Annotated in this window: 10 protein-coding genes; 7 read left to right on the forward strand and 3 right to left on the reverse strand. The window is 58.0% G+C overall.

Annotated elements, in window-relative coordinates:
* The first annotated feature begins 126 nt into the window (after positions 1-126).
* Both ppsA and SYC_RS03915 read left to right on the forward strand, forming a co-directional pair.
* Positions 127-2691 carry a phosphoenolpyruvate synthase gene (ppsA, locus tag SYC_RS03910; RefSeq protein WP_011243068.1) on the forward strand — a complete coding sequence of 855 codons (2565 nt, stop codon included), beginning with the start codon at positions 127-129 and terminating at the stop codon, positions 2689-2691.
* Positions 2688-4061 carry a serine/threonine protein kinase gene (locus SYC_RS03915; RefSeq protein WP_011243069.1) on the forward strand — a complete coding sequence of 458 codons (1374 nt, stop codon included), beginning with the start codon at positions 2688-2690 and terminating at the stop codon, positions 4059-4061. Before ppsA ends, SYC_RS03915 begins: the two co-directional genes overlap by 4 nt.
* On the opposite strand, the gene SYC_RS03920 is transcribed toward SYC_RS03915, so the two are convergent.
* Both SYC_RS03920 and SYC_RS03925 read right to left on the reverse strand, forming a co-directional pair.
* Positions 4053-6446 (reverse strand): HD family phosphohydrolase, encoded by a 2394-nt coding sequence (locus SYC_RS03920; RefSeq protein WP_234701796.1) that lies wholly within the window; start codon positions 6444-6446, stop codon positions 4053-4055. The genes SYC_RS03915 and SYC_RS03920 overlap by 9 nt on opposite strands.
* A 161-nt stretch (positions 6447-6607) precedes the next feature.
* Entirely contained in the window at positions 6608-7078 is a 471-nt protein-coding gene (locus tag SYC_RS03925; protein WP_041676948.1) for a hypothetical protein, read from the reverse strand.
* A gap of 29 nt (positions 7079-7107) precedes the next feature.
* Between SYC_RS03925 and folD the strand changes: the two genes are divergently transcribed.
* Genes folD through SYC_RS03940 form a run of 3 tightly spaced genes read left to right on the forward strand, consistent with a single transcriptional unit; the run spans position 7108 to position 9404 of the window.
* Positions 7108-7977 (forward strand): bifunctional methylenetetrahydrofolate dehydrogenase/methenyltetrahydrofolate cyclohydrolase FolD, encoded by an 870-nt coding sequence (gene folD, locus SYC_RS03930; protein WP_011377721.1) that lies wholly within the window; start codon positions 7108-7110, stop codon positions 7975-7977.
* 42 nt (positions 7978-8019) lie between these two features.
* Positions 8020-8925 (forward strand): geranylgeranyl diphosphate synthase CrtE, encoded by a 906-nt coding sequence (gene crtE / locus SYC_RS03935; protein ID WP_011243072.1) that lies wholly within the window; start codon positions 8020-8022, stop codon positions 8923-8925.
* Entirely contained in the window at positions 8925-9404 is a 480-nt protein-coding gene (locus SYC_RS03940) for a divergent PAP2 family protein (protein WP_011243073.1), read from the forward strand. Before crtE ends, SYC_RS03940 begins: the two co-directional genes overlap by 1 nt.
* A gap of 138 nt (positions 9405-9542) precedes the next feature.
* Here SYC_RS03940 and SYC_RS03945 read toward each other — a convergent pair whose 3' ends face one another.
* Complete coding sequence (locus tag SYC_RS03945) at positions 9543-10430, reverse strand: alpha/beta fold hydrolase (protein WP_011243074.1); 888 nt, start codon at positions 10428-10430, stop codon at positions 9543-9545.
* A gap of 75 nt (positions 10431-10505) precedes the next feature.
* On the opposite strand from SYC_RS03945, the gene SYC_RS03950 reads away from it, so the two are divergent.
* On the forward strand, positions 10506-11054 hold the full coding sequence (locus tag SYC_RS03950; protein ID WP_041676949.1) for a GNAT family N-acetyltransferase: 549 nt from the start codon (positions 10506-10508) through the stop codon (positions 11052-11054).
* Between the two features lie 14 nt (positions 11055-11068).
* Positions 11069-11662: a chromophore lyase CpcT/CpeT gene (locus SYC_RS03955; RefSeq protein ID WP_011243076.1), complete on the forward strand. Its 594-nt coding sequence runs from the start codon at positions 11069-11071 to the stop codon at positions 11660-11662.
* Positions 11663-11731: the final 69 nt, after the last annotated feature.

Here is an 11731-nt window from a genome sequence, read left to right on the forward strand (position 1 = left end):
GTTTCCTAAGTGCTTCAGCCATCTTTGTCGTTTTCTTACAAATCCTGAGCCTTTTCAACAAACCGTTGTTTTTACTGCGATCTAGGTGCCTCCTAAAGATAGGACGTGCGATCGCGAGGCTCAGCTATGACGCTCACCCGCTTCCAGCCAACCGCCGGTAACGAATCACGGGATCAACGGTTCGTGCTCTGGTTTGAAGAGGTCGGCATCGACGACATCCCATTGGTCGGTGGCAAGAACGCCTCCTTGGGCGAGATGATCCGTGAGCTGTTATCCAAAGGGGTCAATGTTCCCCTTGGATTTGCTACGACAGCAGCAGCGTTTCGGTTTTTCCTCGCCGGTGCGGGATTGGAACCTCAACTGCGCCAGCTATTCGCGGATTTGGACGTGGAGGATGTCGTTAATCTCCGGGAGCGCGGCCGGCAGGCCCGGAATCTGATTCTCAACACGCCTTTCCCGGCTGAACTAGAAACCGCGATCGCGACGGCCTATCAGCAACTGTGCGATCGCTATGAACCCACCCCCGCAGTTTGCGATCGCCTCAGTGGCCTCGATCGCGATCGCTGTCAGCGTCAGTTTGGCAGTGTCGATGTGGCGGTTCGGTCTAGCGCAACCGCAGAGGATCTGCCCGATGCCAGCTTCGCTGGCCAGCAGGAAACCTACCTGAACGTGCGTGGGGTGCAGGCGGTTATTCAGGCCTGTCATCGCTGCTTTGCGTCGCTGTTCACCGATCGCGCCATTTCCTACCGCCAGATTAAGGGCTTCGACCACTTTGAGGTGGCGCTGTCCGTCGGGGTGCAAAAGATGGTGCGCTCCGACTTGGCTGCCTCCGGCGTGATGTTCTCAATCGATACAGAAACCGGCTTCCGTAACGCAGCGTTGGTCACTGCTGCCTACGGTCTGGGTGAAAACGTTGTGCAAGGCGCAGTTAACCCCGACGAATTCTTTGTCTTCAAACCAACGCTGCAGCAGGGCTTCCGCCCGACTCTCGACAAGCGGATTGGCAGCAAAGAAATCCGCATGGTCTACGACGAAGGTGGATCGAAGCTGACTAAGAATGTCTCCGTAGCTGAGAGCGATCGCCAACGCTTTGCAATCAGTGACGATGAGGTCCTGCAGCTAGCCCAGTGGGCTTGCATCATCGAGGATCACTACTCCGCCAAACGGGGTTGCTTTACCCCGATGGATATCGAATGGGCCAAGGATGGCCTGAGCGGCGAGCTCTTCATCGTGCAAGCCCGTCCCGAAACCGTGCAGTCGCAGCGAGCCAGCAATCTCCTGCGCAGCTACCAACTCCAAGGCAGCGGTTCCGTCTTGGTCGAAGGGCGGGCAGTGGGCGAAATGATTGGACAAGGCACGGCACGGGTCATTCTCGACGTCCATCACATCGCCGATTTTCAGGCGGGTGAAGTGCTGGTGACCAATCGCACCGACCCGGACTGGGAGCCGATCATGAAGAAGGCGAGCGCGATCGTGACCAATCAGGGCGGCCGAACTTGCCACGCGGCGATCATTGCCCGCGAGATGGGCATTCCAGCGATCGTGGGCTGCGGGACAGCCACAACTGCGATCGCGACCGGCGCCGATGTCACGGTCTCTTGTGCCGAAGGCGATCAAGGTCGCGTCTACGCTGGGCTGCTGCCCTTCGAGGTGCACGAAACGGTGCTGGATGATCTGCCACGACCTCGCACTCAGATCCTGATGAACGTCGGCAACCCCGAGGAAGCCTTTGGTCTGGCCGCTATTCCCTGTGATGGCGTTGGGCTGGCGCGGCTAGAGTTCATCATTGCCAACCATATTCAGGCACATCCGCTGGCGCTGCTCCACTTTGACCAGCTAGAGGATTTGTTTGTCCAAGATCAAATCGCCAAGCTGACAGCGAACTACGATCGCAAAGCCGACTTCTTCGTCGAGAAACTAGCGCAGGGCATCGGGCGGATTGCCGCTGCCTTTTGGCCGAAGCCGGTGATTGTCCGCCTTTCCGACTTCAAGAGCAACGAGTACGCCAATCTCTTGGGGGGGCGACAGTTTGAGCCCCGCGAAGAAAACCAGATGATCGGCTGGCGCGGAGCCTCCCGCTACTATGACCCGCAATACCGCGAGGCGTTTGCCTTGGAATGCCAAGCCTTCCGGCAAGTGCGTGAGGGGATGGGGCTGACCAATGTCATCCCGATGGTGCCCTTCTGTCGGACGCCCGAAGAGGGGCAGCGGGTGCTAGCGGAGATGGCAGCCAACGGTCTCAAACGCGGTGAAAACGGCCTACAGGTTTACGTGATGTGCGAACTGCCCAGCAACGTGATCTGTGCCGATGCCTTCAGTGAGGTCTTTGACGGCTTCTCAATTGGCTCCAATGACCTGACCCAACTGACGCTCGGGCTCGATCGCGATTCCGCCCTAGTTGCAGCCCTGTTTGACGAACGCAATCCGGCGGTCAAACGGATGGTAGCCCAAGCGATCCAAACGGTTAAAGCTGCCGGTCGCAAGATTGGCATCTGTGGCCAAGCCCCCAGTGACTACCCAGAATTTGCAGAATTCCTGGTGGAGCAGGGGATCGACTCGATCAGCCTCAATCCTGATTCCGTGCTCAAGACGCTGCTGGCGATCGCTGCGGTCGAAGCGCGACTGGAGACTGGACGGGACAGAGGGTCTCAGGGCACCCTAAGGCAAATTCAGGATCGACAGCGCAGATGAGCAGGTTGCCCGTCGGCACGGTTCTCAACGATCGCTACGAATTGGATAGCCCCCTTGGGCAGGGTGGAACAGGCACGACCTATCGCGCCCACGATCGCCAGAGCCAACAGACTGTCGCGATCAAAATCCTGACGCTCAGCGGCACCACCGACTGGAAGATTCTGGACTTGTTTGAGCGGGAAGCTCGGATCCTCGCAACCCTGCAGCATCTGGGTATTCCTCACTATCGCGATTACTTTCAGACCGAGACCAGCAGCGACTGTTACTTCTGTCTGGTACGCGACCTCGTCGAAGGCCAGCCCCTCGATCAACTGGTGGAGCAGGGTGCCCGCTTGAGCGAGGAGGAAGTTGTCGTGATCGCAGCACAAGTACTGGAGATTCTGGTCTACCTGCAAAGCCTCTATCCGCCCCTCATCCACCGCGACATCAAGCCGCAGAATCTGATTCGGCAAACCGACGGTCAGCTCCAGCTCATCGATTTTGGCTCTGTGCAGGCGATCGCCCGCGAAACCCTGCTGGGCAGCAACACTTTCGTTGGCACGCTGGGTTACATGCCACCCGAGCAACTCCAGGGGCAGAGCAGTCCGCAATCGGATCTCTATGCTGTGGGCGCGACCCTCGTCTTTCTGCTAACGGGGCGATCGCCCGATCAACTGCAGCGACAGCGGTTGCGGATCGACTTTCGACCCTACGCCAAAATTTCCGATCGTCTAGCAACATGGCTGGATCAACTTCTGGCTCCCCTGCCGGAAGAACGGTTTGGCTCCGCCGCGATCGCCCTTCAAGCGCTCAAAGTCCTGAATCGCCCCAGCTTCAGTCCATCTGCGATCGCCAGTTCCTCCAGCGACACCGTGCTGAGCCTCCGGAAACCCGCCGGTAGCAAGGTGGAATTAACCCGCAGTCCCCAGCGTTTACGCCTGCGAATCCCGCCGCAAGGCCTGCGGCTTTCTCTCTTGGGACTGGCAGGATTCGCGCTGTTTTGGAATGTTTTGCTGGTCTTTTTTACAGCGACCTTTGCTGTCAGTGCCCCCCTATTTCTGCTTTTCTTGCTGCCTTTTTGGTACGTCGGCATCATGCTAATGGCGCCCTTGTGTTTGGCACTGTTTGGCCAATCCATTTTGGAGATCGGACGCGATCGATTCCAGCTGCACATGACTGCTTTGGGAATCAGCAAAACCCTACGTGGTCAAACTGATGACATTAATGCAGTAGAAGTTGCCCACAGTGGGATTCGCATCAACGATGTGCCGCTCTACACCTGTGTTCTACAAGTTGGCATCAATCGCCATCAGTTCGGTTTTATGCTAACTACGATTGAACAAGATTGGATTGCAGCTGAGCTGCAACAATTCCTGCAGCAGCTAGTTTGAAGCGGTGCTGGGGTAAGCAATCCGTTTGTGATGGAACTGCTGCCAAATTTGGACAAAGACTTCCGCGATCGTGGCGAGATCTCGACGGCTTAACCCCGAGGCAGCCAGTTGGTTATCTTGCCAGCGCGCCCGAATAATCCGCTTGACCATACGCAGCGCATCTTCCATCGTGGCATTCTCGAGCGATCGCAGAGCCGCCTCACAGGAATCAGCCAGCATCACAATGCCGGTTTCACGACTTTGGGGAATCGGTCCCGGATAGCGAAAATCCTGTTCATTGACTGTGTAGCGATCGGGATCTTTTTGGGCGAGTTCTTTCGCTTGGTGATAGAAATAGGCGATCAGCATCGTGCCCTGATGCTCAGGGATGAAGTCCCGCACGGCCTTGGGTAACCCTGCCCGCCGCGCCAGCTGTACCCCTTCCGAGACATGGCGTTGAATAATCGCAGCGCTTTGCCAAGGGTCATTGATTTGGTCGTGTTGGTTTTTGCCGCTCTGCTGATTTTCGACAAAACAGCACGGCTCACAGAGCTTGCCCACATCGTGATAGAGCGTGCCAGTACGCACCAACTCCATGTTGCAGCCCAGGGCTCGAGCCGCTGCCTCTGCCAAGGAGGAGACGAATAGCGTGTGCTGAAAAGTACCTGGAGCCTCAGCTGCCAGACGACGCAGCAGGGGGCGGTTGGGGTTCGCCAACTCCGCCAGTCGAATCGGCGTCACGAGATCAAAAATGCGCTCAAGGTAGGGACTGATCCCCAAGGCCACCACACTCCAGGCCATCCCCCGCAGGGCGTGAATTCCCACAGTGGTCAGCAGTGAGATCCAAGAGGCAAAAAAGAGGCCAGCAGGCGGATTGATCAAGCTGCAGAGCAGAAAGGTTACCCCTTCAGCCATGCCAACACCGAGGCCCAGTAACGCCACTTCTTCGCGCGAGCGCAGGGAACCCACACGCACGGCGCCGACCAAGCCAGCCACGGAGCTAGCCATCAGGGAGTTGAGGTCAACCACGGGCACCAAGTTTAGTCCCAGGGGCGCGATCGCAGTCAGCAAGACAACGAGGGTGCTCCCCAGCCGAGCGCCGTAGAAGCTGCCCGCTAGCAAACCCACTGCCGGCAAGGTCGAAACATGCAGCGGCGTGCTGTAGCCCAGGGGGACTGAGAGCGCTAAGACCAAGGGCAAGAGGCGATCGCCCACCCGCAGGTTGGGTTGCCAGCGGCGTTGCATTAACCAGAAGACCGCCAAGCCCAACGTCACAATGCCGCCAAAGCCAATCAAACCGGGCCAGTTAGGGCTGCGGCGCGTCAAACCGAAGTAGTCCAGCAGGGCAAATTCCCGCTCTCGAATCACCTCACCCGAGGCAACGATCACCTGACCTTTGCGAACAGGCACCACCACGTCATCGACAGCACTAGCTCGTAATTCGGCTAAAAAGCGCGTCTTTTCCTGATCGATCTCCAGGGTGCTTTGGTTGTTGATTACCTGTCCCAGCAGGGTTTGTCCCACCAGCACTGCAGAGTTGGAAAGCTGGTTGCCCAAGTGGGAGCGAATCGTGTTTTGAATCACCGGCTCGGGCAGCCCCTGGGGTAGCCCTTGGGCCAGAATGCGATCAAGCGCCTCGCGGAGAGTGAGCTGGAGTTGCTGCCATTGGCGATTGCTGAGGTCCAGGAGTTCAGGCTGGAAAGGTGAGGGGCGAGCTGAAGACTGGAGCGTGTCGAGGCTGTCACGGGCACGGGTGTAGCGCTGCTGAGCCTGACGAATGCTGGAGAGGACATTCGGCCAAGTTTGGGGCGATCGCCGTCGTACTTGCTCCAAGCTATCGAGCAGCTGTTGGAGTTCTGGATCGGTCAGGGGCTGATTGGGTTGGGTCAGCGCTTGTTGGAGTTGACGCCAGCGCTGGGGCGACAACTGGCGCAACGTCAGTTGGGTTTGCTCGCTGAGCTGAGCGACAGGCAGGTAGGGAAACGCACCCAGTTGCTCCCGCACTTCCTCGCCTTGGGCAAGGAAGGCATTTAGGGTTTGGCGTAGTTGCTGATTGGTCGTCGCATTGATGCGCAGCACGGCCGTGGTCCCCGATCGCGCTTCGCTACGGCGGCGATCGGTACTGAGGCGATCGACCACTTGGGCCGAGTCAGGCGCTGTGATAGTGACCGCCGCACGCATCCCTACGTCGAGGCGGGGCTGATTATAAAACCGTTGGCCTGCCAGCGCAGTCATAGCCACGATGCCAAGAATCCCTAAGGCCAGGCAACGGCGATAGGAACGGCGGCGCTTGGGGGTGATTACCAGGCAGGCAGGCCCCAAGGCAAAGCGATCGGGCTCGCGATCGCTCCAGTTAGGTTGCTGACGCACAAAGGGTCGAACGATCCAGCCGGGCAAGGAAATCATGGAAGGGGACGCCAGATCACAAGAGCCAACATGCGATGAGGGGGTCGTGAACAGGCGCTCGGCAAGCATTAGGCCGATTATAGCGAGTTGAGTTTGTCTGCTCAGGCACGCTGGGTATTGAGGCAACTGGCGCCTAGTCGGATGAGCATCCCTCACCAGGGTCAGGTCTTTGTCCCAGGTGGCCAGCGGTAGCCTGTCTGCCAAGCCGCTAACTGTTCGCCCAGGGCTCGCAGACGGACTTGGGGTAGCGATTGCCACCAAGTCAGCGGCAGGATCACCGTGCCGTAGTGACGACCCAAATCAGCTAGCTCCAGAGCGATCGCCTCAGATTCACGGGTTTGCTGCTGCGCGATCGCCCAGAGAAGGGGCAGCTCGGGTAGCCGCCTCGGCTCCGACCAGGACGGTTGCAACCCACGATCAGGCTGTAGATACCGACAGGGTAAAGTCTCAATGCCTGTGTACGTCGGTACCGATCGACGCTGCCAAAGTTCGGCCGCGATCGCCTCCCAAGCTGGTAACAGTGACTCTGGCGGGCGTTCTGAGGATTGCCCCAAAAACAGCGCGATCGCCAACGGGGCTAGCCAGCGATCGGTCCGAGGAGAAAAGCTAAAGACAGAATGCGAAATCGGCAAACCAGCGGAGCACTCAAAGGATAGACGGGATGGCGGCAGCAATACTGGATGGTCGAGCCTTGGCAGCCCAACGGCGCCAACAACTGCGGGAACAAGTAGAAGCGATCGCCCCGGCTGTCGGTCGTCGTCCGGGCCTTGCTGTGATTATGGTCGGTGACAATCCCGCCAGTGCCGTCTATGTCCGCAACAAAGAGAGAGCCTGCGAGCAAACCGGCATTGTCTCCTTTGGCAAGCATCTGCCTGGCGACAGCAGCGAAGCTGAAATTCGGGCGCTGATCGAAGAGCTCAACCAAGATGACCGGGTTGATGGCATTTTGGTGCAATTGCCATTGCCTAGCCATTTAGATGCCGTGCCGCTCCTGCTGGCGATCGATCCTGAAAAAGATGCTGATGGCCTGCACCCGCTCAATCTAGGGCGGCTACTGCGCGGTGAGGAAGGACTCCGCAGCTGTACCCCTGCTGGAGTGATGGAGCTGCTGGCTGCCAATCAAATCGACCCCGCTGGCAAAAAAGCCGTGGTGATCGGTCGCAGCATTCTCGTCGGTAAGCCGCTGGCGATGATGCTGCTGGAAGCTAACGCCACCGTCACGATCGCCCATTCCCGCACTCCCAATCTGCCGGAGGTCTGCCGCCAAGCCGACATTGTCGTGGCCGCAGTCGGACGACCAGAGCTGGTCGGAGCTGACTGGATCAAGCCCGGTGCCGTCGTCGTGGATGTGGGCATTAACCGCTTGGAAGATGGCCGTCTCGTCGGAGACGTGGACTACGAAGCGGCTTCGGCTATCACCAGCTGGATCACGCCGGTTCCCGGCGGCGTTGGACCAATGACCGTGGCAATGCTGTTGCATAATACGGTCTTGAGCTATTGCCGCCGCTCGGGACAGCCCTTTCTGAGCTAAACCGCTGAGTGGTGTGGCCTGTTTCCCATTGCGCTAAGCCCTATGGTCGCCTCTTCATCGCTTCGCTTCGATCTCAAAAGCTACTTAAAGGAGCGGCAGCGCCAAGTTGAGGCAGCTCTAAATGCGATCTTGCCACCCCAAGATCCACCGTTGATCTACGAGTCGATGCGCTATTCCCTGCTGGCAGAAGGCAAGCGGCTACGGCCCATTCTTTGCCTCGCCAGTTGCGAACTAGCGGGTGGAACGGCTGCGATCGCCCTACCGACAGCCTGTGCCTTGGAGATGGTGCACACCATGTCCCTGATCCACGACGACCTGCCGTCGATGGACAACGATGATTTTCGGCGCGGTCGACCCACCAATCACAAGGTTTACGGCGAAGACATCGCCATTCTGGCCGGTGATGCACTGCTGACTTACGCCTTTGAAGCGATCGCCCGTCACACGCCCGAAGTGCCTGCCGATCGCGTCCTCAAGGTGATTGCCGCCTTAGCACGAGCCGTTGGAGCCGAAGGGCTTGTTGGCGGGCAAGTGGTGGATCTGCAATCCGAGGGACGGGATGACGTCAACCTCGAAACCCTGCACTACATCCACACCCACAAAACGGGTGCGCTCTTGGAAGTCTCTGTGGTTTCTGGTGCCATTCTGGCCGGCGCAAGCGAAGAGCTCCAAGAGCAGCTGCGCACCTATGCTCAAAAAATTGGTCTGGCTTTCCAAGTGATCGACGACATCTTGGACATCACAGCAACGGCCGAAGAACTGGGTAAAACGGCGGGCAAGGATCTGGCTGCGAAAAAAGCAACCTACCCCAGCCTGCTCGGTCTGGACGCATCTCGCGAGTATGCCGATCAGCTGATTACCGAAGCGAAAGCAGCGATCGCAGCCTTTGGTGCCGAAGCCGATCCACTGCGGGCGATCGCTGACTACATTACGGCACGGAAACACTGATGTTATCCGTCCTCCGTCAATTGCTGGCCAATGACGTCCTCGTTGCTGCCCTGCTTGCCTGCGGCCTCGCTCAGTTCTCAAAACTGATTGTTGAGGGGGTGCGCGATCGCCGTCTGAACTGGCATGTGCTGATTGAAACCGGCGGTATGCCCAGCTCGCACTCGGCGTTGGTCGCTGCATTGGCCACGGCTGTTGGCCGACAGCAGGGTTGGGGCAGCCTTGAATTTGCGGTTGTCACCGTCTTCGCGATCATCGTCATGTACGACGCAGCAGGGGTGCGCTGGGCGGCAGGTCGCCAAGCTCGTATTTTGAACCTGATCAGCGAGCAGGTGCTGACCACCTCAGAGGAAGAAGATGCGATCGAGCGTCTGAAGGAAGCCCTGGGACATACCCGACTGGAAGTTCTGGTCGGCGCGATCATGGGCGTTGCGATCGCCCTGCTACTAGAGCCTGCTCTGTTACTCTCCGAGTGGCTGTAAGACCAATCTGCACTCGAAGGTCAGTCCCACACTATTGCTTTGAGCAAAAAGATTGGGACTTTGTTCCTGAGCTGATGAACCTTCAACCTGTGGTCAAAATCGACGCGTTTTACCCGTAGCGACGCAGGCGAACCCAGTTCAAATCGAGGGCTGAACCGAGGCATCACAGTTCAGCTGAGGGCGGGTTGACTGGCTAACCCAGGTTTGAATTGCTTCGGCCACCGCATCGGTTTGCTCCAGCATGGCTAAATGCCCACAGTGCCGAAGCTGTCGCAGATTGCGGCCTTCCAGACCAAAGCTGGGATGGAAACTGGCAAGATGCTGCACGTAAGCAGGCGGCATGATCGAATCGCGATCGCCCGCTAAAAAGTAGACCGGCTGCGTCAGTCGAGCGACCAAACTCGGCAGACAGTGAACCTGTTCTGCGGTGGTGGAATCCAGCAGAATCCCAATTGCTGCCCTAGCATCAGCCCCCAAGAAATCCTGCAGGCGCTGTCGCGCCCACTTGCGGGGCAAAGGTCGATGCACACTATCCCAACAGAAAGGCAGCTCAGCGCCCGGAATCTGCCGTAGCCACTGCGGTCGCCAGCGAATCAGCTGCTGACCAAAGCCCCGAAATCGTTCAAACTCTCGCTCGATATAGATGCCGCCGCCCGCATTTACCCCGATGACGCCTGCCACGCGATCGGGACAGAGCCGTGCTGCCCACAGCGCAACAGTGCCACCCAAGGAGTGACCTACCAGCCAAACCCGCCGCAGATCCAAAGCCGTCAGCAGAGCAATCAAGTCTTCGGCATAATCCGCAGGACTATGGCCCAGATCAGGATTGGCTGCGGATTCCCCAAAACCCCGCAGGTCATAGCTGAGGCAAGGCCACTGCGATCGCAGTCGAGTGATCAGCGGTTGCCAATAGGTACGACTCAGCAACCAGCCGTGAAGAAATACCAGTGTCAGTTCAGGGTCGCCGTCCGTTTGATCAGTTTGATCGTAGGCGTGCAACGATCCCCGTAAATTCAGATGGGGCATGCCTTTAGGATAAAGGCTTTGAGCCTGCAGGATTTACTAACGACTGGCACAGCGCCCAAGCGAGTGGCAGCAGGAATGGGGTTTTGGAAGAGTTTATTCTCTGCGCTAGATACACCTGTTGCAGCTCCCAGCTCAGTTCCTGCAGATGATCCCTTGGCAGGCTATGGCCCCCAAGCTGTGGAGATCACCCCCGCGATCGCGGCCAATCAGCGTCTCATTCTCAGCACCCGTCGCGACATCGATCTGCAAGAATTAGAAGCCCTCTGTGACGCTGTCGGTTGGTCACGTCGTCCCGTCCGCAGAGTGCGCCGTGCCCTCGACAACAGCTTTTTAGTTGTTTCCCTTTGGGAACAGTTGGCTCAACAGCGGCGGCTGATCGGCTTTGCCCGTGCCACTTCTGACCACGCGTTCAATGCCACGATTTGGGATGTGGTGATCAACCCCAGCTTCCAAGGACAGGGTTTAGGGCGCGTTTTGATGGAATACGTGATTGCTCAGCTGCAACAAGCTGAGATTCCCAACATCACCCTCTTTGCCGATCCCCATGTGGTTGATTTCTATCGGCGTCTTGGCTTTGTGCTCGACCCCGAGGGCATCAAGGGCATGTTTTGGTATCCCAGTTAGGGGGATCGCAGCGCATGGATGACCTCCAATATCTCTGGACACTGCTGAGCGGTGAATTCAGTAACCAACCCCAAGCAATCGCAGAGCCCGTTCACTTTGTGCAACTGCGACTGTGGCAGCGGCCGCTCCTGTTGTTTGGGCACGATCGCCCTTGCCTCTTCCTAGAGCAGGCCAATGCCTTGCAACTCGATCGCCCCTATCGTCAGCGATTGCTCTGCTTAGAAGCCGATTTCTCAGGTCAACTGAGCGCTCAGTTCTATCAATTCAAAAATGCAGCCGCAGTGCTCGGTGCCGGCCAAGATCCCGATCGCCTGCGATCACTGACCCCCGAAGATGTCCAGCTTCTAGAAAGCTGTCGCTTGGCTGTGGAACAAACCAGCCGCGGCGGTTACAACGCGCAATTACCGGCAGGTTGCCGCTGTCGATTTTGGACCGATGGCATTGAGCGCCAAGTCAGCTTGGGCTTTGAAGTCTGGAGTGAGAGCGATCGGGTTAACTTCCACAGCTTCGATCGCGGCATTGATCCCGAAACAGGTCGCAGCCTGTGGGGCGCGTTGATGGGACCCTACGAGTTCACGAAAGTTGCGGACTATGCCGTTACCGGTTGAGTTTTAAGTCGTCTTCAGTCTGCGATCGGAACAGCTTCAGCACGATCAGTACTTTTGCGATCGCCTACG

The organism is Synechococcus elongatus PCC 6301, from assembly GCF_000010065.1.
In the GTDB taxonomy this organism is placed as follows: Bacteria; Cyanobacteriota; Cyanobacteriia; order Synechococcales; family Synechococcaceae; genus Synechococcus; species Synechococcus elongatus.